The 25981-nt window shown below is 50.2% G+C and carries 38 protein-coding genes; all 38 read left to right on the forward strand.

The genetic code is table 11. The features are described from left to right. Positions 1-558: 5-deoxy-glucuronate isomerase (iolB, locus tag ACO1NT_RS13185; RefSeq protein ID WP_449049119.1), on the forward strand; the 558-nt coding region annotated here is incomplete at its 5' end. Then, entirely contained in the window at positions 558-1577 is a 1020-nt protein-coding gene (gene iolC, locus ACO1NT_RS13190; protein ID WP_449049120.1) for a 5-dehydro-2-deoxygluconokinase, read from the forward strand. The genes iolB and iolC, both read left to right, overlap by 1 nt. A 1-nt stretch (position 1578) precedes the next feature. After that, positions 1579-3438: a 3D-(3,5/4)-trihydroxycyclohexane-1,2-dione acylhydrolase (decyclizing) gene (gene iolD / locus ACO1NT_RS13195; RefSeq protein ID WP_449049121.1), complete on the forward strand. Its 1860-nt coding sequence runs from the start codon at positions 1579-1581 to the stop codon at positions 3436-3438. 24 nt (positions 3439-3462) lie between these two features. Further along, complete coding sequence (locus ACO1NT_RS13200; protein ID WP_449049122.1) at positions 3463-5064, forward strand: solute:sodium symporter family transporter; 1602 nt, start codon at positions 3463-3465, stop codon at positions 5062-5064. A 14-nt stretch (positions 5065-5078) separates the two neighbouring features. Further along, positions 5079-6554 carry a CoA-acylating methylmalonate-semialdehyde dehydrogenase gene (locus tag ACO1NT_RS13205; protein WP_449049123.1) on the forward strand — a complete coding sequence of 492 codons (1476 nt, stop codon included), beginning with the start codon at positions 5079-5081 and terminating at the stop codon, positions 6552-6554. A 13-nt stretch (positions 6555-6567) separates the two neighbouring features. Next, positions 6568-7464 carry a TIM barrel protein gene (locus tag ACO1NT_RS13210; RefSeq protein ID WP_449049124.1) on the forward strand — a complete coding sequence of 299 codons (897 nt, stop codon included), beginning with the start codon at positions 6568-6570 and terminating at the stop codon, positions 7462-7464. 24 nt (positions 7465-7488) lie between these two features. Further along, a complete protein-coding gene (iolG, locus tag ACO1NT_RS13215) occupies positions 7489-8490 on the forward strand; it encodes an inositol 2-dehydrogenase (RefSeq protein ID WP_449049125.1) in 1002 nt (333 codons plus the stop codon). A 75-nt stretch (positions 8491-8565) separates the two neighbouring features. Beyond that, positions 8566-9819, forward strand: a complete 1254-nt coding sequence (locus ACO1NT_RS13220) for a glycoside hydrolase family 88 protein (protein ID WP_449049127.1) — start codon at positions 8566-8568, stop codon at positions 9817-9819. Positions 9820-10132: 313 nt separating this feature from the next. Continuing rightward, positions 10133-10750, forward strand: a complete 618-nt coding sequence (rplC, locus tag ACO1NT_RS13225; RefSeq protein ID WP_449049128.1) for a 50S ribosomal protein L3 — start codon at positions 10133-10135, stop codon at positions 10748-10750. A 4-nt stretch (positions 10751-10754) separates the two neighbouring features. After that, on the forward strand, positions 10755-11384 hold the full coding sequence (gene rplD, locus ACO1NT_RS13230; RefSeq protein ID WP_449049129.1) for a 50S ribosomal protein L4: 630 nt from the start codon (positions 10755-10757) through the stop codon (positions 11382-11384). Between the two features lies 1 nt (position 11385). Further along, the gene (gene rplW, locus ACO1NT_RS13235; RefSeq protein WP_449049130.1) at positions 11386-11676 is read left to right on the forward strand and encodes a 50S ribosomal protein L23; all 291 of its coding nucleotides are present in this window, start codon (positions 11386-11388) and stop codon (positions 11674-11676) included. A 6-nt stretch (positions 11677-11682) separates the two neighbouring features. Then, positions 11683-12507, forward strand: coding sequence for a 50S ribosomal protein L2 (gene rplB, locus ACO1NT_RS13240; RefSeq protein WP_449049131.1), 825 nt, complete (start codon positions 11683-11685; stop codon positions 12505-12507). After that, positions 12507-12773 carry a 30S ribosomal protein S19 gene (gene rpsS, locus ACO1NT_RS13245; protein ID WP_013665004.1) on the forward strand — a complete coding sequence of 89 codons (267 nt, stop codon included), beginning with the start codon at positions 12507-12509 and terminating at the stop codon, positions 12771-12773. Before rplB ends, rpsS begins: the two co-directional genes overlap by 1 nt. Before the next feature lie 6 nt (positions 12774-12779). Beyond that, positions 12780-13214, forward strand: coding sequence for a 50S ribosomal protein L22 (gene rplV / locus ACO1NT_RS13250; protein WP_325640148.1), 435 nt, complete (start codon positions 12780-12782; stop codon positions 13212-13214). A gap of 11 nt (positions 13215-13225) precedes the next feature. Further along, the gene (rpsC, locus tag ACO1NT_RS13255) at positions 13226-14038 is read left to right on the forward strand and encodes a 30S ribosomal protein S3 (RefSeq protein WP_449049133.1); all 813 of its coding nucleotides are present in this window, start codon (positions 13226-13228) and stop codon (positions 14036-14038) included. Between the two features lie 56 nt (positions 14039-14094). After that, positions 14095-14511 carry a 50S ribosomal protein L16 gene (rplP, locus tag ACO1NT_RS13260; protein WP_325640144.1) on the forward strand — a complete coding sequence of 139 codons (417 nt, stop codon included), beginning with the start codon at positions 14095-14097 and terminating at the stop codon, positions 14509-14511. Positions 14512-14629: 118 nt separating this feature from the next. Then, on the forward strand, positions 14630-14863 hold the full coding sequence (gene rpmC / locus ACO1NT_RS13265; RefSeq protein WP_325640142.1) for a 50S ribosomal protein L29: 234 nt from the start codon (positions 14630-14632) through the stop codon (positions 14861-14863). Positions 14864-14877: 14 nt separating this feature from the next. After that, entirely contained in the window at positions 14878-15132 is a 255-nt protein-coding gene (gene rpsQ / locus ACO1NT_RS13270; RefSeq protein WP_130143043.1) for a 30S ribosomal protein S17, read from the forward strand. A 1-nt stretch (position 15133) separates the two neighbouring features. Next, positions 15134-15502 carry a 50S ribosomal protein L14 gene (gene rplN, locus ACO1NT_RS13275; protein WP_262245014.1) on the forward strand — a complete coding sequence of 123 codons (369 nt, stop codon included), beginning with the start codon at positions 15134-15136 and terminating at the stop codon, positions 15500-15502. A gap of 2 nt (positions 15503-15504) precedes the next feature. After that, entirely contained in the window at positions 15505-15855 is a 351-nt protein-coding gene (rplX, locus tag ACO1NT_RS13280) for a 50S ribosomal protein L24 (RefSeq protein WP_449049135.1), read from the forward strand. Beyond that, positions 15855-16424, forward strand: a complete 570-nt coding sequence (gene rplE / locus ACO1NT_RS13285; protein ID WP_325640135.1) for a 50S ribosomal protein L5 — start codon at positions 15855-15857, stop codon at positions 16422-16424. Before rplX ends, rplE begins: the two co-directional genes overlap by 1 nt. After that, complete coding sequence (rpsN, locus tag ACO1NT_RS13290; protein ID WP_374742305.1) at positions 16417-16686, forward strand: 30S ribosomal protein S14; 270 nt, start codon at positions 16417-16419, stop codon at positions 16684-16686. The genes rplE and rpsN overlap by 8 nt, the downstream gene beginning before the upstream one ends. Positions 16687-16760: 74 nt before the next feature. Then, positions 16761-17159: a 30S ribosomal protein S8 gene (gene rpsH, locus ACO1NT_RS13295; RefSeq protein ID WP_449049136.1), complete on the forward strand. Its 399-nt coding sequence runs from the start codon at positions 16761-16763 to the stop codon at positions 17157-17159. Positions 17160-17177: 18 nt separating this feature from the next. Then, on the forward strand, positions 17178-17735 hold the full coding sequence (rplF, locus tag ACO1NT_RS13300) for a 50S ribosomal protein L6 (protein WP_449049138.1): 558 nt from the start codon (positions 17178-17180) through the stop codon (positions 17733-17735). Positions 17736-17743: 8 nt separating this feature from the next. Further along, complete coding sequence (gene rplR, locus ACO1NT_RS13305) at positions 17744-18097, forward strand: 50S ribosomal protein L18 (RefSeq protein WP_449049139.1); 354 nt, start codon at positions 17744-17746, stop codon at positions 18095-18097. Between the two features lie 12 nt (positions 18098-18109). Beyond that, positions 18110-18628 (forward strand): 30S ribosomal protein S5, encoded by a 519-nt coding sequence (gene rpsE, locus ACO1NT_RS13310; RefSeq protein WP_257666909.1) that lies wholly within the window; start codon positions 18110-18112, stop codon positions 18626-18628. Positions 18629-18633: 5 nt separating this feature from the next. After that, entirely contained in the window at positions 18634-18813 is a 180-nt protein-coding gene (gene rpmD, locus ACO1NT_RS13315) for a 50S ribosomal protein L30 (RefSeq protein ID WP_326324394.1), read from the forward strand. 61 nt (positions 18814-18874) lie between these two features. After that, positions 18875-19321: a 50S ribosomal protein L15 gene (gene rplO, locus ACO1NT_RS13320; RefSeq protein WP_449049140.1), complete on the forward strand. Its 447-nt coding sequence runs from the start codon at positions 18875-18877 to the stop codon at positions 19319-19321. A gap of 3 nt (positions 19322-19324) precedes the next feature. Next, positions 19325-20662, forward strand: coding sequence for a preprotein translocase subunit SecY (gene secY / locus ACO1NT_RS13325; protein ID WP_449049141.1), 1338 nt, complete (start codon positions 19325-19327; stop codon positions 20660-20662). Positions 20663-20669: 7 nt separating this feature from the next. After that, positions 20670-21455 (forward strand): type I methionyl aminopeptidase, encoded by a 786-nt coding sequence (gene map, locus ACO1NT_RS13330; protein WP_449049142.1) that lies wholly within the window; start codon positions 20670-20672, stop codon positions 21453-21455. Between the two features lie 72 nt (positions 21456-21527). After that, on the forward strand, positions 21528-21746 hold the full coding sequence (infA, locus tag ACO1NT_RS13335; protein ID WP_013665023.1) for a translation initiation factor IF-1: 219 nt from the start codon (positions 21528-21530) through the stop codon (positions 21744-21746). 35 nt (positions 21747-21781) lie between these two features. Next, complete coding sequence (gene ykgO, locus ACO1NT_RS13340) at positions 21782-21898, forward strand: type B 50S ribosomal protein L36 (RefSeq protein ID WP_013665024.1); 117 nt, start codon at positions 21782-21784, stop codon at positions 21896-21898. A 19-nt stretch (positions 21899-21917) separates the two neighbouring features. Then, positions 21918-22295, forward strand: a complete 378-nt coding sequence (rpsM, locus tag ACO1NT_RS13345) for a 30S ribosomal protein S13 (protein WP_449049143.1) — start codon at positions 21918-21920, stop codon at positions 22293-22295. 16 nt (positions 22296-22311) lie between these two features. Next, positions 22312-22701 (forward strand): 30S ribosomal protein S11, encoded by a 390-nt coding sequence (rpsK, locus tag ACO1NT_RS13350; protein WP_449049144.1) that lies wholly within the window; start codon positions 22312-22314, stop codon positions 22699-22701. Positions 22702-22768: 67 nt separating this feature from the next. Next, the gene (rpsD, locus tag ACO1NT_RS13355; RefSeq protein ID WP_449049145.1) at positions 22769-23377 is read left to right on the forward strand and encodes a 30S ribosomal protein S4; all 609 of its coding nucleotides are present in this window, start codon (positions 22769-22771) and stop codon (positions 23375-23377) included. An 85-nt stretch (positions 23378-23462) separates the two neighbouring features. Continuing rightward, a complete protein-coding gene (locus ACO1NT_RS13360; RefSeq protein ID WP_449049147.1) occupies positions 23463-24455 on the forward strand; it encodes a DNA-directed RNA polymerase subunit alpha in 993 nt (330 codons plus the stop codon). Between the two features lie 99 nt (positions 24456-24554). Next, complete coding sequence (gene rplQ / locus ACO1NT_RS13365) at positions 24555-25163, forward strand: 50S ribosomal protein L17 (RefSeq protein WP_449049149.1); 609 nt, start codon at positions 24555-24557, stop codon at positions 25161-25163. A 132-nt stretch (positions 25164-25295) separates the two neighbouring features. After that, on the forward strand, positions 25296-25981 hold a 686-nt coding region (locus ACO1NT_RS13370), incomplete at its 3' end, for an aspartate aminotransferase family protein (protein WP_449049150.1).

Consider the following 25981-nt stretch of genomic DNA (forward strand, 5'->3'; position numbering starts at 1 on the left):
GACATCGCCTACGGATGGTGCCAGACCGACCGCGATTTTGCACCCGTGTTCAAGCGGCCGGAAGAGGTGGAGATTGAAATCCGCGGTGGCGACAATGCCACCCGGCAGATCAACGACTTGCTGGGACCTGGATTCCCCTGTCACCGCTTGGTGGCGGTGGAAGTGTACACCCCATCGGGCAATTGGAGTTCATTCCCTGCCCATAAACACGACGAACGGATCGTTGGCGAAAACGGTGAGTTGCTGGAGGCCCGGCTGGAAGAAACCTATTTCTATAAGATCAATAAGCCCCAGGGATATGCCATCCAGCGCGTATACACCAGTGATGGCAGTATCGACGAAATCGCTGTGGCCCGGAACAACGATGTCGTACTGGTGCCGAAAGGCTACCATCCCGTGGTGGCCGGACATGGCTACGACGTGTATTACCTCAACTTCCTGGCGGGCTCGGACCAATCGCTTGCCAACACCCCCGACCCGGAACACGCTTGGATTTTCGATACGTGGAAGGGGAAGGATGAACGGGTCCCAATGGTAACCGCAAAAATGAACGGCTAATGGATAATAAAGGAAAAGTGTATGATGTGCTCACAGTAGGGCGATCATCTATAGACTTGTATTCGCAGAACATCGGGGCTGAATTCATTGCCATTAAAGGGTTTGATGCGTTCGTGGGAGGCTCACCTTTGAATATCGCTACGGGGTGTAGCCGACTGGGGCTGCGCGCAGCGCTTTTGACCGGGGTGGGCGACGACAAGGTGGGCGACTTTATCTTGGATTTCCTGAAGCGGGAGCAGGTGGAAACCGCGTTTATCCCCCGTATACGCGGAGCACGGAGCAGCGCGGTGTTGCTGGGCATCCAGCCACCCGATACGTTTCCGCTTGTGTTTTACCGCCACAACGCCGCCGACTCGCAGATTACCATCGACCATGTGCATGCTATTGATATGGGCGGCGTGCGGTTAATCGAATTGTCGGGTACCGCGCTGAATATCGAGCCAAGCCGGAGTGCGGTCTTCCACGCCACCGAGCGGGCCAAAGCGCACGGTGTTACCACCCTGCTGGATATCGATTTCCGGGCCGACCAATGGGATGATATCCGGTCGTTCGGCGTGATGATACGGGCATTGCTCCCCCATATCAAGGTGGCGATCGGTACCGAGGAGGAATTGCTGGCCGCAATGTTGGAGGACGCCTCGCAGGTAACCATTGAACACCAACAGATTTCGGCACCTACCGTTAAAGGCGACATCGACAAGGCGATAGCCAGTGTATTGTCGCTGGGGGTAGAGGTGCTGGTGGTGAAGCGGGGTGCTACCGGAGCGACGGTGTATGACCACAAAGGCAACAAGCAGGAGGTGCCCGGATTTCCGGTGGTGCCCCTCAACATCCTCGGCGCGGGCGATGCATTCGCCTCCGGATTTATATATGGCTACCTGAATGGCTGGGACCTTTATAAGTCGTGCCGTATGGGAAATGCCAGCGGGGCACAGGTGGTACTGCAGCCTGGATGTGCCAATTTTATGCCCACCTTGGAAGAGTCATTGGCATTTATTGAAAAGCATGGAGGTTTTTAATATGAAGTTAACGACATCACAGGCGCTTATCCGGTTTCTCGATCAACAGTATGTGGAACGGGATGGTGTGCAACATAAATTCTTTGCGGGATGCTTCGGTATTTTCGGGCACGGCAACGTGGGCGGGATTGGCCAAGCGCTATTTGAATATCCGGCGCTCACGTATTACCAATCGCGCAACGAGCAGGCGATGGTGCACACGGCGGCCGCCTATAGCCGCATGAAAAATCGCCTGTCTACCTTTGCCTGTACATCGTCCATTGGGCCGGGGGCAACCAACATGCTCACCGCCGCGGCCGCGGCTACGATTAACCGGCTACCGGTGCTGTTGTTGCCCGGGGATATTTTCGCCGGCCGCCATGTAGACCCGGTATTGCAGCAACTTGAGTTTCCGGCATCGGCCGATGTATCTGTGAACGACTGTTTCCGGCCCATATCCCGGTTTTGGGACCGCATTAACCGTCCCGAACAATTGATCGCTTCGTTGATGCAGGCCCTGCGGATATTGACATCGCCTGCGGAAACAGGGGCGGTGACCCTCTGCCTGCCGCAGGACGTACAGGCGGAAGCCCACGATTTCCCCAATGAATTGTTTGAAAGGAGGGTGTGGTACGTTCCACGACCCTTGCCCGATAGCGAATTGATAAAGCGCGCTGCGGCGCGTATCCGTGCGGCCAAGCGGCCGATGATCGTGGCTGGCGGGGGCGTCATCTATGGGGAGGCAACCGATGCGCTCCGCACATTTGTGCACGCCACCGGTATTCCCGTTGCGGAAACGTTTGCTGGCAAGGGATCATTGTCTTACAACGATCCCCACCAGTTGGGCGCTATGGGGGCTACAGGCACAGCAGGTGCGAATGCGATTGCCAGCGAGGCGGATTTGGTGATCGGTATCGGTACCCGTTATAGCGACTTCACCACGGCATCCCAAACCGCCTTCCAGCACCCGGATGTTTCGTTTGTCAATATCAACGTAGCCGAGTTCGATGCCCACAAACAGGCGGGATTGGCCCTTACCGGTGATGCACGGGCAACACTGGAAGCATTGGCCGGTTGCCTGGCAGGTTATCGGGTAGATGCATCTTATCAAGCGCGTGTGGCCGCATATAATAAGAGCTGGGATGAAAAAGTGGCCCTAGCCTACGCGCCGGAAAGCGACCAACGTCTCTCGCAGGCGGAGGTGATCGGCTTGGTCAATGGTTTCGCGGCACCCAATGATGTGGTGGTATGCGCCGCAGGCAGCCTGCCCGGCGACCTCCATAAGCTTTGGCGCACCGCCGACCCGAAGGGCTTCCACCTCGAGTATGGGTACTCGTGTATGGGTTATGAAATTGCCGGTGGCCTTGGCGTGAAGATGGCTGACCGAGGGCGTGAGGTATACGTGATGGTAGGAGACGGAAGCTACTTAATGATGTCGTCGGAAATCGTGACTTCCATACAGGAAGACTATAAGTTGACCATCATCCTTATCAATAACCATGGGTTCGCAAGCATCGGCGGCCTATCCAAGTCGTTGGGTACGGAAGGTTTCGGTACGCAGTATCGCGCCCGCGATGAAGGGTCGGGTCGATTGGATGGCCAGCTGCTGCCGGTAGACCTTGCCAAGAACGCAGAAAGTTTGGGGGCAACCGTCATCCGAGCCACCGACGCCTCGTCGTTCGGTAAGGCATTGGAAAAAGCCAGGGCCAACGGAAGTACGACCGTGGTTTACGTGGAAACCGCTCCCGAACGCAAAATGGCGGGTTATGGCCACGCGTGGTGGGAGGTGCCCGTGGCAGCCGTATCCGAGACTGTCGGCGTGCAGCAAGCCCACGAACTGTCGGTAACCGAAAAGGCAAAACAACGCCGTCATTTGTCATAGCTGTTCTATCCATAACCATTGCCTATGTTTGCATCTTCATCATCCCCGATAGCGATTATTAGCTTCATAGGGTTTACCCTTTTTGTAGGTATATATGCCTGGCTGCGCATGCGTAAGGATAACCTCACTACGCAAGACGGGTACTTTCTGGGAGGCCGGAGCCTGACGGGACCCGTTATCGCGGCCTCCATGATTATGACGAATATCTCTACCGAACATTTGGTCGGCATGAATGGTTCGGCCTATAAAAATGGTTTTATCATCATTGCCTGGGAGGTCACCTCTGCACTGGCACTCATCGCTGCGGCGGTATATTTTGTGCCTAAGTACCTGCGGATGGGGTTGACCACCGTACCCGAATACCTGGAAAGGCGATTCGATAAGGGCACCCGTTCATTGATTGCGCTGTTTCTGTTGGTTTCATTTGCGGTAACCCTGTTGCCCATCGTGTTATACACTGGCGCCATCAATCTGGAAAGTATCTTCAATATTTCGGAAACGTTGGGGGTGACCCGGGAAACCGGCCTTTGGATTACGGTGGTGGTGGTGGGGTGTATCGGTGCGGCCTATGCCATCATCGGCGGACTGAAGGCGGTGTCGGTATCCGACGTGATCTATGGGTATGGGTTGCTCTTCGGTGGATTGCTGATCCCCGTATTAGCGCTGGTTTATATCGGCGATGGTGATCCGTTGAATGGATTGACCCGCGTTTTCGAACACAGCCCGGAAAAATTCAATGTCATCGGTGACGAAGATTCGGTGATGCCTTTCAGCACCCTTTTTACCGGGCTGGTTATCAACCAGCTTTATTTCTGGTGTATGAACCAAACGATCGTGCAGCGGGTGCTTGGAGCGAAGAACCTGAAGGAAGCCCAAAAGGGGTTGCTGTATACCGGCCTCTTGAAAATCCTTGTCCCCTTTATCATTGTCTTACCGGGCGTGATCGGTTACTATTATTTCGGCGACGCGTTTTACGGCGACCAAGACATGGTATACCCCGAGCTGGTGAAGAAAGTCTTGCCGGTGCCGCTGCTGGGGCTTTTTGCGGCGGTGATCATGGGCGCCGTGCTGAGCACGTTCAATGCGGTACTCAACAGCGCATCGACCATTTTCAGCATCGATGTATACAAGCGGATGATAAAAAAGGGTGCGCCCGAAAAGAAATTGGTTGGCATGGGCCGGATGGTGGCCACGCTGCTCGCCATCACCTCCATCGTGGCCGCACCTTTTGTGGCCAATGCGCCCGAGGGGTTGTTTCAATTGCTGCAGGAACTGAACGGTATCTTTTTTATTCCGATAGCCTCGATCATGATTGGCGGATTCTTCTTCAAACGTATTTCCGCAGCGGGGGCAAAGGCGGCATTATTTACCGGATTGGTCTTTTATGTGCTATGTACATTTATCTTAAAGGTGGATGTGCACTTCATACACATCTGGGGTATTGAGTTTTTATTGAATATGGCCGTCATGTTTGGGGTATCGCGGTATTATCCGGCCCGTGCAATGGCCATGGCGCCCGCAGATACCACCGCCGTGCCCATGGAGGCGTGGCGCTTTACCAAGCCGTTTGCCATTGCGTTGGTTGTCATCACCGTGGTGATCTACATCTTATTGGGAAATGTTTAAATCAGGAATAGTACATGGAAGTATTAGAGAATTACATCAACGGGCGTTGGCAGGCTAGCCGCGAGCACCAAGCAATAGCGATCATAAATCCGGCTACCCAAGCATCGATGGGTCGGGTGCCGTACGGGAATGATACAGCTACCGATGTGGCGGATGCGGTAGAAGCAGCCTTGCGCGCTCAAGCCGAATGGGCTGCCGTGCCGGTGATGCAGCGCGTGCAGCCTTTGTATCGGTTAAAGGCATTGTTAGAACAGCACCTCGAGGAATTGGCGGAAACCATCACCAACGAGTGCGGGAAGACCAAGGCCGAGTCTGTGGGCGAATTGCAGCGCGCCATCGAAAATGTGGAGACCGCATGCGCGGCGCCCGTGCTTCTGCAAAGTGATTTCTCGGAGAATATAACGCGCGGCATCGACGAGTTCGTCATACGCCAACCGGTGGGGGTTTGCGCGGCGATCGTGCCATTCAATTTCCCGGGAATGATTGCCTTTTGGTTTCTACCCTATGCCATTGCCTGCGGCAATAGCTTTATCATCAAGCCATCGGAAAAGGTGCCCCTCACGATGCAGAAGGTGATGCAATTAATCGACCAGATCGGGTTGCCCCCGGGCGTGGTCAATCTGGTGCATGGCGGCAAAGCATCGGTGGATGCCATACTGGAACATCCGGGGATAAAAGCCATCAGTTTCGTGGGCTCCACCCGCATCGCGCAATATGTTTACGCTAAGGGTGCGCAGCACGGCAAGCGCGTACAAGCACAGGGCGGGGCAAAGAATCCGGTGGTCATCCTTCCGGATGCGGATTTGGAGACGACCTCCCGGATTGTCACCGACAGTGTTTACGGATGCGCTGGGCAAAGGTGTTTGGCTGCCTCGAATATTGTAGTGGTTGGCGATGAACGTGGACAGGTAAGGGATGCGTTGTACGAAGCGGCCAAGGGGCGCAAAACCGGCTACGGCCTATTGGAAGGTGTGGAGATGGGACCGGTGATTTCGGGCGAAAGCATGGCCCGTATCGGGCAACTCATCGACCAAGGGGTGCATGAAGGCGCAAAGTTGCTGCTGGATGGACGGGAGGCAGCGATTGAAGGTTTTGAAGCCGGTAACTTCATTAAGCCGACGATATTGGAAAATGTGCCGCTAGGCGGCGAGATTGTTCAAACCGAAATCTTCGGTCCGGTGATGAGCCTGATTAACCTGCCGACGGTAGATGCAGCGTTGGCATTCATTAACCGCAATCAGTACGGCAACATGGCCTGCCTATTTACCAGCAGCGGTGCCGATGCGCGTAAGTTCCGCAGCGCCGTCGACGCCGGTAATGTAGGTGTCAATATCGGTGTGGCCGCACCGATGGCCCAATTTCCCTTTAGCGGGTGGAACGACAGTTTCTTTGGCGACCTCCACGGCCAAGGACGGCATGCCATCGAATTTTTCACACAGACCAAGGTGGTCATTGAACGTTGGCCAAAGGAATGGTCGCGGAAATTTTAACGGAATGGACGGAATGAGAATAGCAAATGCCCCCTGTTCGTGGGGCGCGCTGGAATTTGACTTGGAAGCCTCGGCACCAGACCATTTGCAGGTATTGCGGGAAATTGGGGAAACGGGGTACGAAGGCACCGAGTTAGGCGATTGGGGCTTTATGCCTACGGATCCTGTGGCCCTTGGGGAGCTGGTCAGCCAGTATCAATTAGACCTTGTTGGGGCATTTGTGCCGGTACCGTTGGCATGGAAAGATGCCCACCGGCAAGGTGTGGCCGATGCCCTAAGGGTAGCCGGCCTGATGGCGAGGGCAGACTATTCGGATGCTTTCGTCGTGCTTGCCGATGACAATGGAGCCGTGGCCGAACGGACGACGTATGCCGGCCGGGTAACCCCCGCCATGGGCTTGGATGAATCGGGGTGGGAGACGTTTGCCCAAGGTGCCACGCTAGTGGCCCAGGCCGTGAAAGACGAATACGGCATGCGTACGGTTTTCCACCACCACTGTGCCGGCTATGTAGAAACACCGCAAGAGCTCGATAGACTCATGGCGTTGACCGACCCCCGGTTGCTGGGCCTGTGTTTCGATACGGGGCATTACGCATTTGGCGGTGGAAATCCGGAGGCCGCCGCTGCTCAGTATGGCGAGCGCATTTGGCATGTGCACTTCAAAGATTACGACCCCGGTATCGGAGACGCCTCGCGTATACACGGGTGGAATTATTTCGAATCGGTGAAACAAGGTGTATTCTGCGAACTGGGGAAGGGAGCGGTGGATTTCGGTGCGGTATTGGCGACACTGGACCGCCAAGGCTATAACGGCTGGATCGTGGTGGAGCAGGACGTGCTGCCCGGCATGGGGACACCCAAAGTCTGTGCTGCCAATAACCGGGCTTATCTAAGACAACTGGGGCTGTAATATGATACTATTAAAATAAATATTATGCAACTGAAAATCGGAATTATCGGCTTGGGCCGGATTGGCAATATCCATTACAATAACATTAGATACCATATACCGGAGGCGGAGGTTGTCATGGTTTCGGATGTCGACAAGAATAGGATGCCGGACGATGTGCCGTATGGAGATGCGGGCACACTGATCGGGCACCCCGATGTTGAGGCCGTGGTGATTTGTTCGCCCACCGATACCCATGCCAATTACGTGGCCCAATGCGCACGGGAAGGCAAACACGTGTTTTGTGAGAAACCGCTGGATTTATCTTTGGCGCGGATACGCGAAACGTTGGCGGTGGTACGCCAACACGATATCCAGTTGATGCTGGGCTTCAACCGGCGTTTTGATGCCAACTTCATGAAGTTGAAAGCATTGGTAGATGAGGGGAAAATAGGCGATGTGCAATTGGTGAAGATTACCAGCCGCGACCCGGCACCGCCATCGGTGGATTACCTGAAAAGTTCGGGTGGGCTTTTCCTGGATATGACCATCCATGACTTCGACATGGCGCGTTATGTGATGGGGAAAGAAGTGAAGGAGGTATATGCCGCCGCGTCGGCCCTAACCGGCGGGGCGGTTGCAGAGGCCGATGATATCGATACAGCCGTTGTTACCCTCAAATTCGAAGACGGCTCCATGGCGGTCATTGACAACAGTAGAAAGGCTGTATATGGGTATGACCAGCGGTTGGAAGTATTCGGGTCTAAAGGCATGGCACACGTAGAAAACAACAAGCCAGATACCCACATGTATTATAATGGAGAGGGAGCGGCGTCGGCTTTGCCATTGCACTTCTTCATGGAGCGTTATACCATGTCTTACCTTACGGAGATGAAAGCTTTTGTAAAGAGTGTGCAGGGTAAGCAACCGGTACCTGTGGGGGGGGGAGACGGACTGAAGGCAACGATGCTCGCCGTGGCGGCCCAGCAATCCGTTGAACGAAATACGCCTGTAACGTTGGTTGGCGAAAATGTGGTCCACCAATAGGTAATGGCTGTAGTAAACGTTTGCACATCTCGTTCCAAAAGTATATTTTTGGGCGCTAACAATATGGATAAACTCATGATGATCGCTTTCGCAAAACGTTTTCTACTCGCCCCGCTGATGGTAGCAGTGGTTGCCTCGGCATGCCAGAACCCAGCCCACAACACAAATGACAACCTTCAGCTGAGTCTGGAATTTGTCGACAAACAATTGGCCGATGCCGTTACCCAAATAAAAGTTTTGGCAGACAGTGTGCCAACGGATCGGTTGCCGCGTACGTTCCAAGGCGATAGCAGTGTGTTTTCCAATACCAGCTGGTGGACTTCCGGTTTCTATCCCGGTTCCTTGCTATACCTGTATGAATATTCGGGTGATGAGGAATTGCTGGAGTTGGCCAAAGATAAGTTGTCGATCCTAGAAAAGGAGAAATACAATAAGGGCACGCATGACCTGGGCTTTATGCTGTATTGTAGTTTCGGTAATGCCTTGCGGCTTACCGGTGATACCGCTGCCTATAGGGAAATACTGCTCACGGGTGCGGAGTCGCTGATCACTCGGTATAACCCCACGGTGAAGGCTATCCGTTCGTGGGAAGGCTGGACTTATCCGGTTATCATCGATAACATGATGAACCTGGAATTCCTGACACAGGCTTCTAAGCTGAGCGGTGATTCCAAGTATCGTGATATTGCAGTGACGCACGCGAATACCACCATGGTGAATCATTACCGGCCTGATTATAGTTCGTACCATGTGATTGATTATAACCCCGAAGATGGTAGCATCGTGGGCCGGAAAACAGCCCAAGGAGCCTTCGATGAATCGGCGTGGGCGCGTGGGCAGGCCTGGGGGCTGTATGGCTATGTGATGATGTTCCGCGAGACCGGTGACAAGGCGTACCTGGAATTTGCGGAGCATGTGGCGGCTTTCTTGCTAAACCACCCCAACATGCCCGACGACCTTGTGCCTTATTGGGATTTCGACGCTCCCGGCCTATCGGCCGAGAGCCCTTATGCCGCACATTACAAAACCAATAGGGATGCCTCTGCGGCGGCCATCATGGCGTCGGCATTGATCGAATTGAGTACCTTTACGGAAGGTGCGGAAGGCGACGAGTACCTGCATAGTGCAGAGCGGATACTGGAAGGCCTGTCGGCGGCACCCTATAAGGCGGAGTTGGGCACCAATGGCGGATTCATCTTGAAATACAGCGTAGGGTCCATTCCGCATAATAGCGAGATAGATGTCCCGCTAACCTATGCCGACTATTATTACATCGAAGCATTGATGCGTTATAGAAGGTTGCTGGACGGGAAACCTGTGGTTGGATAAGACCACCGTCCATGCCCGGCCCGTACCAAATCTGTGCCCCATCCCATCCCTGCCCTATCCCAGTGATGTCCCACCATACGCCGGTAAAAACGTCAAAACACGGCGTTTCATGGGGGCACCATAGGGAAAGGGTGGGGGAAAACGCAGCGTAGGGTACCCCCGGAAATTATACGGACGGGGAAAACAAAAAAATAATTTACTAACTATTTGATACTTACTGTAAGTTTCCTATCTTTGCCGTCCCTTTTGAGGGGATGGTATGTCTTGAGCGAAGCCCTACTGCTTCGATGGACGTTAATAGATTAATAGAAACATGTCTGGAATTATTGGAAAAAAAGTAGGAATGACCAGCATTTTTGATGCGGACGGGAAGAATATCCCGTGTACTGTAATCGAAGCTGGCCCGTGCGTGGTAACGCAGATACGCACGGAAGAAAAGGATGGGTATTCCGCGGTTCAGCTCGCTTTTGACGAAGCAAAAGAGAAGAACACGTCGGCTCCTTTGAAAGGGCATTTCGCCAAAGCGAAAACGACGCCCAAGCGTAAATTGGTAGAATTTAAAACCTTTCCCGACGAAAAGCAACTCGGTGAATTGGTGACGGTTTCCATTTTTGAGGAAGGCGAGTACATTGATGTCGTCGGTACTTCGAAAGGAAAAGGTTTCCAAGGGGTGATGAAGCGCCATGGTTTCGGTGGTGTTGGTGGGGCTACCCACGGTCAGCACAACCGCCTCCGCGCACCCGGTTCATTGGGGGCATCATCATGGCCTTCGCGTGTATTCAAGGGTACGCGTATGGCTGGCCGCACAGGGGGCGACCGTGTGAAGGTTCAGAACCTGCAGGTGCTGAAAGTTTACGAAGAGCAAAACCTGCTCGTGGTGAGTGGTTCCATCCCTGGGGCCAAAGGTTCTTACGTAATCGTAGATAAATAAGGAGATGGAAGTTAACGTTTTAAATATATCAGGTAAAGAAACAGGTGCCAAGGTGCAACTTCCTGAGTCGGTATTCGGTGTGGAACCCAATGACCACGCGATTTATCTGGATGTGAAGCAATACCTCGCTAACCAGCGCCAGGGAACGCATAAATCCAAGCAACGTAACGAGATTGCCGGTTCGACCCGCAAGCTCCACAAACAAAAGGGAACCGGTGGTGCCCGTGCAGGGAGCATCAAATCTCCATTGTTCAATGGCGGGGGCCGTATTTTCGGTCCACAGCCCCGCGATTATAGTTTCAAACTGAACAAGAAACTGAAGTCTTTGGCGCGCAAGTCAGCGCTGAGTTACAAAGCCAAAGAGAATAATATCGTGGTATTGGACGAGGTCAATTTCGACAGCATCAAAACCAAGAACTATGTGAACTTGGTGAACAGCCTGAACGTGGCTGGTGAGAAGACCTTACTGGTACTACCCGTTCAAAACAACAACGTTTATTTATCAAGCAGGAACCTCAAGAAAGCAAAGGTGATTACCGCCAATGAATTGAACACCTATGACGTGTTGAATGCGGGTAAGCTTTTGTTGACTGCGGATGCTGTTAAAACATTGGAGGAGGCATTTGCCAAGTAACATGGAAATAATCAAAAAGCCCATATTGACCGAGAAGGCATCGCAGCTTACCGAAAAGCTGAACCGCTATGCATTTAAGGTAGATCCCAAGGCAAACAAGATACAAATCAAACAAGCTGTGGAACAGATGTTCGGTGTAACCGTTCTGGCTGTTAACACGATTGTAGTGGCGGGCAAAGCCAAGAACCGCTATACCAAAGCTGGATTTGTTTCCGGGAGGACCCCGAAGTACAAGAAAGCCATCATCACGATCAAGGATGGCGAAACGATTGACTTTTACAGTACGATATAATAAGAGATGGCAGTTAAAAGATTCAAACCGGTTACCCCCGGCACTCGCTTCAGAGTAGGCGGAGACTATTCCGATATTACCACCAATGTTCCTGAAAAGTCGTTGGTCGTAAAGATCAAGAAGTCTGGCGGGCGGAACAATTCCGGTAAAATGACGATGCGTTACCTCGGTGGGGGACATAAAAAAGCATACCGACTGATTGACTTCAAACGCGATAAAAAAGACGTCCCCGCAAAAGTTGCCACCATTGAATACGACCCCAATCGTACGGCTCGTATCGCACTTTTGCATTATGTAGATGGCGAAAAACGTTACATCATTGCGCCCGAAGGGCTGAAAGTCGGACAGACGATTGTTTCCGGCGATTCGGTAGCACCTGAAATCGGTAACACGTTGCCGCTGGCGGTGATCCCGTTGGGCTCTATTATCCACAATATCGAGTTGAACCCCGGCCAGGGTGGCACCATCGCGCGCAGCGCCGGTACCTATGCCCAGCTGTCTGCTCGTGATGGTAAATATGCGATCATCAAATTGCCTTCTGGCGAGACACGTATGATATTGGCTACTTGCTTAGCCACGATCGGATCGGTTTCGAATGCTGAAAAAGCCAATGAGGTATTGGGTAAGGCAGGTCGGAAACGCCACTTGGGTCGCAGACCCCGTGTACGCGGCGTAGCGATGAACCCTGTCGATCACCCGATGGGTGGTGGTGAAGGCCGTTCATCCGGTGGGCACCCGCGTTCGCGCAAAGGGCTGTTGGCCAAAGGCTACAAGACCCGCAGTAAAAAGAAAGCATCGAATCGTTACATCATTGAGAAAAGGAAGAAATAGTGGCTCGTTCAATTAAAAAAGGTCCTTATATCGACCACAACTTAGAAAGAAAAGTTCTTTCTATGAATGAAACAAACAAGAAGTCAGTCGTTAAGACTTGGTCTCGGAGATCAATGATTTCACCTGATTTTGTTGGCCATACCTTTGCCGTGCACAACGGCAATAAATTCATCCCCGTATATGTAACGGAGAACATGGTGGGTCACAAGCTTGGTGAGTTTGCGCCTACGCGCACATTCAGGGGCCACGCAGAAAAGAAAAAATAATAGGCAATGGAAGCAACACGAAAACTAAAGAAGTCTGTTATCATAAAGCAGCGCAAAGAGCAGGAAAAGGCTCAGGTAGGAGGAGCTTCTACTGCCAAATTATTGAATTGCCCTACTTCGCCGCGTAAGATGCGCTTGGTAGTGGATTTGATCCGTGGGGAAAAAGTTGAAAACGCCCTGTATATCCTGAAGCACACCAATAAGGAAGCGGCTATCCGTGTGGAGAAACTGCTGCTTTCAGCGATTAAGAACTGGGAAACTAAGAATGAAGATAAGTCTGTTGAAGACAGCGAGTTGTTCGTTAAGGAAGTCTTCGTGGGCGGCGGCCGCCAATTGAAAAGGTTGCGCCCGGCACCACAAGGCCGCGGTTACCGTATCCGTAAACGCTCAAACCACGTGACGCTTGTGGTAGACAGCAAGAACAACGTAGCACAAAACTAATTTATCAAGTAATGGGACAAAAAGCAAATCCAATAGGTAACAGATTAGGAATCATCAAAGGTTGGGATTCCAATTGGTTCGGCGGAAAGAACTATTCCGATAAATTAGTGGAAGACGAGAAAATCCGTAAATACCTGTCTGTACGTATCGCTAAGGGCGGCGTGGCTAAGGTGGTTATTGAACGTACCTTGAAACGTATTACGGTTACTATCCATACCGCGCGTCCGGGTATTGTAATCGGTAAAGGTGGACAGGAAGTCGACAAGATCAAGGAAGAGTTGAAGAAGTTGACGAAGAAGGATGTTCAGATCAATATCTTCGAGATCAAACGCCCCGAACTGGAAGCACAGTTGGTAGCTGAAGGTGTGGCAAAACAATTGGAGGCACGGATTTCTTTCCGCCGTGCGATGAAAACTTCCATCGCATCGACCATGCGCATGGGAGCGGAAGGTATCAAAATCATGTGTTCCGGTCGGCTCGGTGGCGCTGAGATGGCACGTACCGAACAGTATAAAGACGGCCGGATCCCATTGCACACTTTTCGTGCAGACATCGACTATGCGTTGGTGGAAGCATTGACTACCTACGGGAAGATCGGTGTGAAAGTGTGGATATGTAAGGGGGAAGTGTATGGCAAGCGCGACTTGTCGCCCAACGTTGGCCAGACATCGGGCGGTAAAACGCGTGGTGAAGGCGGTGGAGATTTCCGTGGTGGCGACCGTCGTGGCGGTGATCGCCGTGGTGGCGGTGACCGTCGTGGTGGCGACCGTCGTGGCGGAAGCCATGGACAGCACCGTAGTGGTGGTAACCGTGGCGGGAGATAGTAATTAACAGTTAATAATAAGGAATCCCGTTAAGTCGGGAGTTATAAGATACGAACATGTTACAGCCAAAAAGAACAAAGTTCAGGAAGATGCAGAAAGGCCGCATGAAAGGCAACGCCACCCGTGGGGCGGAGTTGGCCTTTGGCTCATTCGGCATCAAGTCAATGGAACCGGCATGGATTACCAGTCGCCAGATTGAAGCGGCACGTATTGCGGTTACCCGTTATATGAAACGTGAAGGCCAAGTGTGGATCCGTGTTTTCCCTGACAAGCCCGTTACGAAAAAGCCTGCAGAGGTTCGGATGGGTAAAGGTAAGGGTGCACCCGAATATTGGGTAGCAGTGGTACGTCCGGGCCGGATGCTGTTTGAAGCGGAAGGCGTACCCTTGGAAATTGCCAAGGAAGCCTTGCGCCTTGCCGCGCAGAAATTGCCTGTACAAACGAAGTTTGTGATACGTAGGGATTACGTATAAACATAGACGCGCTGGCGCTGCCTGCATTTGGTTTTGCCGCCGTTACCGGCAAACCGCCTTGGGGGGATAAACCACGGAGCTCGCTGATGAAGGCAACCAGTATTATAATTGAATAGACATGAAAAATTCAGAAATCGTAGAATTGTCAACAGAGGACTTAGTAGCCCAAATTGCAGAAGAGAAGGCTGCCCTCACCAAATTGAAGTTTGCACATGCTGTTTCAGCGATAGAGAATCCCAATCGCATCAAGTACACGCGTAAAACCATTGCGCGGTTGATGACCGAATTGACGAAACGCAAGAAGGCCGAAAAGGCCGCTAACGAAGCTAGCGAAACAGCCGCTGAGGCATAAATTGACGTCGGAAAATGGAAAGAAATTTAAGGAAAACAAGGATCGGCTTGGTAGTGAGCAACAAAATGGATAAATCCATTGTAGTGGCAGTTGAGCGTAAAGTGAAACACCCTATCTATGGAAAGTTCGTGAAGAAAACTACCAAATTCAAGGCGCATGACGAAGAGAACACCTGCGGTATCGGCGATACGGTGTTGATCATGGAAACTCGTCCGCTGAGCAAGACCAAGAATTGGCGATTAGTAGAAATTTTAGAGAGGGCTAAGTAACATGGTACAACAGGAATCAAGACTCAATGTGGCCGACAACAGCGGAGCTAAGGAAGTATTAGTGATCCGTGTGTTGGGCGGTACCGGCAAACGTTATGCATCGATCGGTGATAAAGTTGTTGTAACCGTGAAAAGTGCTTTGCCATCAGGAAACGTTAAGAAAGGGACGGTTTCCAAAGCGGTAGTTGTGCGCACGAAGAAGGAGATCCGCCGGAAGGACGGTTCATATATCCGCTTTGACGACAATGCTGCCGTATTGTTGAATAATCAGGATGAGCCGCGGGGAACGCGTATCTTCGGCCCTGTGGCGCGGGAATTGCGTGAAAAGCAGTTCATGAAAATCGTATCATTAGCACCGGAGGTATTATAATCATGGGACAGACAAAAACATCGACACATAAGATTAAAATCCGGACGGGAGATTTGGTAAAGGTTATCTCCGGCAACTCCAAGGGATCACAAGGAAAGGTATTGCAGATTTTGAAGGCTGACAACAGAGCAATCGTTGAAGGTGTCAATATCATCAAGAAACATACCAAGCCGAATGCGGCCAACCCCAATGGTGGAATCATTGAAATGGAGGCTGCTATTCATATTTCCAATCTTGCACTTATCGATCCGAAGTCGGGAAAACCGACGCGGGTAGGACGCCAAGTGAAGGAAGTGGACGGCAAGAAGAAAATTGTACGTATAGCAAAAAAATCAGGGGAGGAGATCGACTAATGACTTACATTCCGAGACTAAAGGCAAAGTATAAGGAAGAGATCCGTACGGCGCTGAAAGAGAAATTCCAATATAAGAGCGTGATGCAGGTGCCACGATTGGAAAAAATTGCCCTGAGCCAAGGTATTGGCGCTGCTACCGCAGACAAGAAGCTCATTGACAATGCCATCGGTGAGATGACGTTAATTACCGGGCAGAAGGCGATAGCAACTCGCTCGAAGAAGGACGTATCCAACTTCAAGCTTCGTAAAGGTATGCCCATCGGTGTGCGCGTAACCCTACGCGACAGCAAGATGTACGAATTCCTGGATCGTTTGGTGGCTGTGGCATTGCCACGCATCCGCGATTTCCGTGGCATTAACGACAAGGGTTTTGACGGCCGCGGAAACTATACGTTGGGTATCACCGAGCAGATTATTTTCCCCGAAATTGATATCGACAAAATTAACAAGATACAAGGTATGGATATTACCTTTGTAACCAGTGCCAAAACGGATGTGGAAGCGTTGGAATTGTTGAAGCAATTTGGATTACCATTCAAAAATCAAAATACGACGACTAATGGCTAAAGAAGGAATCAAGGCACGTGAAGTGAAGCGCGCCAAGCTGGTAGCTAAGTATGCCGAGAAACGTGCAGCGTTGAAAGCAGCTGGCGATTACGTTGCGCTCGACAAATTGCCCAAGAACGCGTCGCCCGTTCGTTTGCACAACCGTTGCAAGTTGACCGGGCGGCCCAAAGGTTATATGCGCCAGTTCGGCATTTCACGGGTAACTTTCCGTGAAATGGCGTTAGCTGGAAAGATCCCGGGTGTGAAGAAAGCTTCCTGGTAGTACATTTTTTAACCGATAGCAGGTCCTACGGCCAAGGTGGCCAACGGAAACCGTTATCATAACAAATATCATTAATGAATACAGATCCAATAGCGGATTACCTTACCCGAGTAAGGAATGCCATCAAGGCCAACCACAGGGTTGTCGAAATTCCTGCATCGAACCTCAAGAAAGAGATTACCAAAGTTCTCTTTGATAAAGGTTACATTACCAATTACAAATTCGAGGATGACAACGTCCAGGGTAGCATCAAGATTGCCTTGAAATATCATCCGGTAAGTAAGATCTCGGCTATTCGTACGTTGAAACGTGTGAGTAAGCCCGGCCTGAGGAAATATGCGGGAGTGGATAATTTACCACGTGTGTTGAACGGTTTAGGAATCGCCATTCTGTCGACCTCAAAAGGAGTGATGACAGACAAGGAGGCTCGCCTCCAAAATGTTGGTGGCGAAGTTTTATGTTACGTATATTAATCAGGAGGAACTCACAACATGTCAAGAATAGGAAAAGCGCCGATTGCCATTCCCGCTGGAGTGACGGTCACCGTGTCGGACAAGAACCTGGTAACGGTTAAGGGGCCTAAAGGCGAATTGACCCAACAGGTCGATCGGGATATCAAGGTGGAGCAGGAAGATGGCCAGTTGTTGGTAAAACGCCCTACAGATCAGAAAAGGCATAAAGCCTTGCATGGTTTGTACCGTTCGCTGCTGAACAACATGGTGGTAGGTGTTACCGAAGGGTATAGCACCACACAGGAGTTGGTGGGTGTAGGTTATCGTGCCAGCGCCCAAGGAAGTACCTTGGACCTTACCCTTGGGTTTTCACACCAAGTGGTTCTTATCCTTCCGAAGGAAGTGAAAGTGTCGACTACCGCGGTTAAAGGGAAAAACCCGACCATCACATTGGAATCGATTGACAAACAATTATTGGGTCAGGTTGCGGCTAAGATACGGTCACTGCGCGCACCGGAGCCGTATAAAGGAAAAGGTATTAAATTCGCTGGTGAGCAACTGCGCAGAAAAGCAGGTAAATCGGCAGCTAAAAAATAGTAATCGTCATGGCAGGAAATAAAGTATCGCGTAGGCAACGCATAAAACAGGGGATCAGGAAACGCGTTTCAGGGTCGGCCGAGCGCCCACGCTTGTCGGTATATCGGAGTAACAAGGGCATCTATGTACAGATAATTGATGACCAAGCCGGAGCGACGTTGGCATCTGCATCTACGATGAGCAAGGAGTTCGCTTCATCGGGTAACAAGGTAGAGCAGTCTAAAGCGGTTGGCAAGTTAATCGCTGAGAAGGCGATTGCAGCTGGAATTAGTAAAGTAGTTTTTGACCGTAATGGGTATCTGTATCATGGCCGCGTGAAATCGCTTGCCGAGGGTGCCCGGGAAGCTGGTTTGGACTTTTAATTGATTGAGAACATGTCATTAAGCAACATAAAAAGAGTAAAATCAAGCGAAATCGAGTTGAAAGATCGTTTGGTGAGTATCCAGCGCGTGGCTAAGGTAACCAAGGGCGGTCGTACATTCAGCTTCTCCGCTATCGTTATCGTGGGCGATGAGAATGGTGTGGTCGGGTATGGACTTGGTAAGGCCAAGGAAGTTACCGAAGCGATTACCAAGGGAATCGACGATGCGAAGAAGAACCTGATCAAGGTGCCTATCATCAAGGGGACGGTACCGCATGAACAATACGGTAAGTATTCTGGCGGCAATGTATTGATTAAACCGGCCGTGCATGGTACCGGTGTGTTGGCTGGCGGTGCGATGCGGGCGGTGTTGGAAAGTGCTGGGGTAACCGATGTATTGGCCAAGTCATTAGGGTCGTCCAACCCCCACAACGTGGTTAAAGCTACCATTGATGCATTGTTGAAAATGCGCGATGCCTATACTGTAGCTCAGCAACGGGGCGTGGATTTAAACAAGGTATTTAACGGATAATCATCATGGCAAAGATCAGAATTACCCAAATCAAGAGCATCATCGACCGGAGCGAGCGCCAAAAGCGAACGATTCAAGCGTTGGGATTGCGTAAAATCAATCACACCGTGGAAGTGGAAGCTACACCCTCGATTATCGGGATGGTACGCAAGGTGAACCACCTTGTGGCAATAGAACAAGTATAACATACGTTTAATCGTTGTACCTGTTTAGTGAAAGCGAAGGTACAGCATAATATCAGTAGAGATGAATTTAAGTAATCTAAAGCCGGCAGCGGGATCAACAAAAACTAAAAAGCGTATAGGCCGTGGTCCGGGTTCGGGCCGTGGCGGCACATCTACGCGTGGCCACAAGGGCGCTCAATCGCGGTCTGGCCATAGCAGGAAGATTGGATTTGAAGGTGGGCAGATGCCGTTGCAACGTCGCGTACCGAAAGTCGGGTTTAAGAATTTGAACCGCGTGGAGTATGTGGGCGTTAACCTCGACGTGTTGCAAGGGTTGGTTGACAAGTTCAAGTTGTCTGCCATCGATTTCGATACATTGACGTCGCACGGGCTGGTTGGTAAGAAAGATTTGGTGAAAATCCTGGGCAGGGGGGAACTGACTGCCAAGGTCGAAGTAAAAGCACATGCATTTTCAAACACGGCACAGCAGGCGATAGAAGCAGCGGGAGGCTCGATTGTAAAACTTTAATACATGAAGAAGCTAATTACAACCTTGACCAATATTTGGAAGATCGACGATCTTAGAACGCGTATCTTGAATACGCTTTTATTTCTTTTGATCTATCGGGTAGGGTGCCATATCGTGTTGCCCGGCGTTAATCCAGCTGCGCTTCAGCATGAAGCCAAAGAGGGATTGTTGGGATTGCTCGATATGTTCGCCGGTGGATCGTTCTCCCGCTCGGCGATTTTTGCATTGGGTGTAATGCCTTATATTTCGGCTTCCATTGTTGTTCAGTTGCTTGGTATAGCGGTTCCCTATTTCCAGAAACTCCAAAAGGAAGGTGAAAGCGGGCGTAAGAAGATGACGCAGATAACCCGTTACCTTACACTGGCCATTACCTTGGTGCAATCCATCGCATACGTGCGCACGCAGATCGATGCCGGCGCTAAGATGATTGCCGATCCTATGTTCACGATCCTGTCGGCGTTTGTGCTGACCGCAGGCACATTGTTTGTGATGTGGCTTGGCGAGAAGATTACCGACAAGGGTATTGGCAATGGTATCTCGCTGATCATCATGGTGGGTATTATTGCCCAGCTGCCGAGCGGCCTGACCGCGGAGTGGTTCTCGAGGATGAGTACCGGTGGCGGTGGGCCCATTCCGCTGTTGTTGGAATTTATCGCGTTATTTCTCGTGGTGATTTTCACCATCCTTATTGTGCAGGGTGTGCGTAAAATCCCTGTTCAATATGCGAAGAAAATCGTGGGAAACAAGCAGTACGGCGGCGTTCGGCAGTATATACCATTGAAAGTGAATGCCTCTGGCGTAATGCCGATTATTTTTGCGCAGGCAATCATGTTTGTTCCGATGAGTGTCGGGCAATTTTTCCCCGATTTGCAATCACCGTTTTTGACGTCGTTGAGCAACTATACATCTGTTGCCTACAATGTCGTGTTTGCTATCCTGATTATCGCCTTTACGTTCTTTTACACAGCTATCATGGTCAACCCGCAGCAAATGTCGGAAGACATGAAGAAGAACGGTGGGTTTATCCCCGGGATTAAGCCAGGGCAGGCTACCAACTATTACATTGACGGGGTAGTTTCTAAGATTACATTTCCGGGAGCTATATTTTTGGCCATCGTTGCCATCTTTCCCGCTATTGCGAGTCTGTTCGGGGTAAATAATCAGTTTGCCCATTTCTACGGGGGTACGTCCTTGCTGATTTTGGTGGGGGTTGTATTGGATACCTTGCAACAGATCGAAAGCCATCTATTGATGCGCCATTATGACGGATTGATGAAAACCGGTCGTATTCGGGGACGTGCCTCCGCTGTAAATACCGGCACCACACAGTCAGTCATCTAGTTTTGGCATGTCTAAGGTATATTACAAATCCACTGAAGATATTGAACAACTGCGAAAGTCGGCAACCGTGCTTTCGCAGTTGCTCGGTGAAATCGCCCGGGTCGTCCGGCCAGGGGTAACCACCCTATCGTTAGATAAGTTGGCACACGATTATATCCACGACCATGGTGGGCGTCCTGCATTTCTCAATTACAATGGTTTTCCCAACTCATTGTGCATATCGGTAAACGATCAGGTAGTGCATGGTATTCCCAGTGATTATGAGCTTCGTGATGGTGACATCGTTTCGGTCGACGGGGGCGTCGACCTGAATGGGTACATCAGTGACTCGGCATATACCTTTGCCGTTGGTGAAGTAACCCCAGAGGTGAGGCAACTGTTGCGTGTGACCCTGGAATCACTTAATTTAGGCATCGCACAGGCCACTACGGGTAAGCGTGTTGGCGATATTGCGTTTGCCGTGCAAGATCACGTGACCCAATATGGGTACGGCATTGTGCGGGAACTGGTTGGACACGGTGTTGGGTTCAAGTTACACGAAAAGCCGGAAGTGCCCAATTATGGCAAGCGGGGTACGGGGAGTAAACTCGAAGCGGGTTTGGTTATCTGTATCGAGCCGATGATTAACATGGGCAAAGCCCAGGTGAAGTTTTTGGACGACGGTTGGACCGTAAGTACGGCCGACGGTAAACCATCCGCACACTATGAGCATATGGTTGCCATCGATAAAGGATCGCCCGATGTACTGACGACCTTCGACTATGTGGAAGAAGTTTTGGGCAAAAAGAATTGACAATCAATTTTTTTTGGTTATCTTTGCAACCCTGTTTGTGCAGGGGTATAATTAGATAATAATCAAGACTATATGGCTAAACAGGCCTCAATCGAGCAAGACGGAGTCATTAAAGAAGCGTTATCCAACGCGATGTTTCGCGTGGAATTGGAGAATGGGCACGAGATTATTGCCCATATTTCGGGGAAAATGAGGATGCATTACATCAAAATTTTGCCGGGCGACCGTGTAAAATTGGAGATGTCTCCGTATGATTTGACAAAGGGAAGAATAACATATCGATATAAATAAGGCGGGGGGACCTGTCTAGAAAGTAACATAAGATCATGAAAGTCAGAGCATCCATTAAGAAGCGTAGTGCGGATTGCAAGATTATCCGCCGGAAGGGTAAAGTTTTTGTAATCAATAAGAAGAACCCTAAGTTCAAGCAACGTCAGGGATAATCGTAATTCAACATATTATATGGCAAGGATCGCAGGTATAGATTTACCTAAAAACAAGAGGGGGGAAATAGGCCTCACCTATATTTACGGAATCGGACGCTCTACGGCACAACGTATTCTGGACAAGGCAGGCATCGGTTACGATGTTAAGGTGCAGGATTGGGACGACGAACAATTGGGTGCTATTCGTAGTATCATCAACGAAGAGATTAAGGTAGAGGGTGCATTACGTTCTGAAGTTCAATTGAATATCAAGCGATTGATGGATATCGGCTGCTACCGCGGGCTACGCCACCGCAAGCATCTGCCGGTTCGTGGTCAACGTACCAAGAACAATTCACGTACCCGGAAAGGGAAACGGAAGACGGTTGCAAACAAGAAAAAAGCTACGAAATAATAATTGAACAAATATAATGGCTAAAAGTAAAAAAGTAAGCAAAAAGCGCGTTGTTACCATTGAGCCGGTTGGTCAGGCCCATATCAACGCTACCTTCAATAATATCATTATTACGCTTACGAACAACCAAGGGCAAGCCATTTCTTGGTCTAGCGCAGGTAAGATGGGCTTCAGGGGGTCGAAGAAAAACACGCCTTATGCTGCTTCTCAAGCTGCTGCAGACTGTGGTAAAGTTGCCCACGATTTGGGATTGCGGAAAGTGGAGGTTTTTGTGAAAGGCCCCGGCGCTGGTAGAGAGTCAGCCATCCGCACGTTGCAGAACAGCGGAATTGAGGTGACATCGATCAGAGACATCACTCCGTTGCCTCATAATGGCTGCCGCCCCCCTAAACGTAGAAGAGTATAATACACAAATTTTTAAAGCTAAGATTCTTCAGCTATAGGCTGAACGATACTTTAAAACCAATCATTATATGGCAAGATATACAGGACCAAAGTCCAAAATCGCCCGTAAATTCAGGGAACCTATTTTCGGGCCAGACAAAGCATTAGAACGTAAGAACTATCCTCCGGGACAACACGGTGCATCGAAGCGCCGCGGCAAGCAATCGGAGTATGCCGTGCAGTTGCTGGAGAAGCAAAAGGCAAAGTATACCTATGGTGTATTGGAGCGTCAGTTCGCTAACTTGTTTGCGAAAGCATCTTCCAAACAAGGCATCACCGGCGAGATTTTTCTTAAGTTATTGGAAGCCCGCTTGGATAACACGGTTTACCGGTTGGGCATCGCACCTACCCGTTCGGCCGCTCGGCAGTTGGTTGGGCACAAACACATTACGGTGAATGGCGAAGTGGTGAATATTCCCTCTTATAGCCTTCGCCCCGGCGATATCGTGGCGGTGCGTGAGCGTTCCAAATCACTCGAAGCAATTACTGATTCCGTAGCTGGGCGAAAGATCAACAAGTTTAGCTGGTTGGAATGGGACGCAAACGAGTTGGCTGGAAAGTTCCTGAACTATCCGGATCGTACCGAGATCCCCGAGAATATCAAGGAAAACTTAATTGTGGAGTTGTACTCCAAATAAGTAGCACACGAGAGCAGTACCGCCTATGGGGGGTACCGCACTTGTGGTATAGCATATTTTGTAAACAATCTTTAAGAATAATTAAATGGCAATCTTAGCATTTCAAAGACCTGATAAAGTTATCATGCAGAAATCGACGGATTTCGATGGCACATTTGAGTTTCGCCCATTGGAACCGGGTTTCGGGGTGACAATCGGTAATGCTTTACGCCGTATTCTATTGTCCTCGCTGGAAGGATATGCAATTACGTCGATTCGTTTCTCGGGTGTATCGCATGAGTTTTCTACCATCAAAGGTGTCGTGGAGGATGTTACCGAGATTATCTTGAACCTTAAGCAGGTACGTTTTAAGAAAACGGGTGAGATGGGCGACACGGAGAAGGTCTTCATGGTTATCAATGGGCAGGATCAAGTAACCGCCGGCGATATTACCAGCTTTTCCAATAATTTCACCGTGTTGAATCCGGACCTGGTGATTTGTAATATGGAGAATTCGGTTACCTTGGAACTTGAACTCAATATTGCCAAGGGACGGGGTTATATCAATGCCGAGGAGAACAAAGTGGTGGACGGTCCGGTTGGTGTCATTGCGGTCGACTCTATATTCACCCCGATCAAGAATGTGAAATACACTATTGAGAACTATCGGGTAGAACAAAAGACCGACTATGAGAAACTATTGTTGGATATCTCTACAGACGGTTCCATTCATCCAGAGGATGCACTGAAGGAGGCCGCCAGGATTTTGATTCAACATTTTATGTTGTTCTCTGATGAAAACATGTTGTTGGAATCTCAGGCCAAGGAAGAAACCAAGGTTGTGGACGAGGAGATTTTGCACATGCGTAAGATATTGAAAACCGAATTGGTTGATTTGGATTTGTCCGTACGGGCATTGAACTGTCTGAAGGCAGCTGACATCCGTACGCTCGCTGAATTGGTAACATATGATGTGGCGGATATGTTAAAGTTCCGGAATTTCGGTAAGAAGTCATTGAGCGAAATCCAGGAATTGGTTAAGTCGAAAGGCTTGTCATTCGGAATGAACCTGGCGAAGTATAAGCTGGACGAAGAATAAATTTTAAATAATAGCGACCTGTTGCATAATTCCCCTTATTAGGAGTAAGGATCAGAGACTCCAGAAAAAGGACGGTATGCACAAAGTTTTAACAAGAAAATGAGACACGGAAAAAGATTCAACCATTTAGGGCGCACATCTAGTCATCGCAAGGCGATGTTGTCTAACATGGCGACCTCGTTGATTAAGCACAAACGCATTACCACCACTTTGGCGAAAGCCAAGGCGCTACGGCAATATGTAGAGCCGTTGATTACCAAATCGAAAAATGATACGACGCACTCGCGCCGTACGGTATTTAGCTACCTGCAGGATAAAGAAGCCGTAACCATACTTTTCCGCGAAATTTCCGAGAAAGTGGCCACGCGTCCGGGCGGTTACACCCGTATCATCAAGTTGGAAAATCGTTTGGGCGATAATGCCGAAATGGCTTTCATTGAGCTGGTAGATTATAATGAGGTGTATAAGAAAGACGGTGAAGCGAAGGAACGTAAGTCTACCCGACGACGTGGGGGCAAAAAGAAGGCTGGCGCTGCCGCCGCTCCTGCTGCTGAGGTTACCGACGCAACAGAGGTCGAAGAGGTAGTTGCTGAGGCTACAGACGTTGAGGCCGTCGACGCACCGCAAGTGGCGGAAGAGGCTGCAGAAACATCTGAAGAAACCAACGAAACGGAAGAAGCTCCGAAGGACGAGAAGAAGGAAGACTAGGCAAAACATTGCCGACCGAGTTAAGCCCGTTTTTTGATTTCGAAAAACGGGCTTTTTTATATTAGGAAGTTTAGGAAGTTCCCTTTTAGGTCCTAATAATTTAATATTAAGTTTGCATCTTTATTAATCGCTATGAATCTTTTTGATGTATATCCAATAAATCCCATTTCCATTGTGAAGGCCAAAGGCTCTACTGTCTGGGATGCACAGGGGAACGAGTACCTTGATCTATACGGTGGCCATGCCGTTATCTCCATCGGCCATACGCATGGACATTACGTGAAACGTATCTCCGACCAGTTGAGTCAGATTGGCTTTTATTCAAACTCCATCGATATTCCGCTGCAAAGGCAACTGGCAGATTTGCTCGGGCGCGTGTCGGGTAAAGATAATTACCAACTGTTCCTCTGTAACTCGGGGGCCGAGGCCAATGAAAATGCGCTCAAGTTAGCTTCATTTTACAACGGGCGAAAGCGGGTAATTGCTTTTAGCGGTGCATTTCATGGCCGTACGTCCCTTGCGGTGTCCGCTACGGATAATCCAAAGATCGTGGCTCCCGTCAATCAAACCGACCACGTTACGTTTCTGCCGTTCAACGATGTAGCGGCATTGGAGGCGGCGTTCACCGCATACGGTGATGAGGTATCGTCAGTGATCATTGAGGGTATACAAGGTGTTGGTGGTATCCGTGCCGCTTCCATTGAATTCCTGCAGCGCATCCGTGCATTGACGGCCCAATATGGTGCTTTATTCATCGCCGATTCGGTGCAATGCGGCTACGGCCGAACAGGTACCTTTTATTCCCATGATTATGCCGA

It is taken from the genome of Parapedobacter sp. (assembly GCF_053550995.1).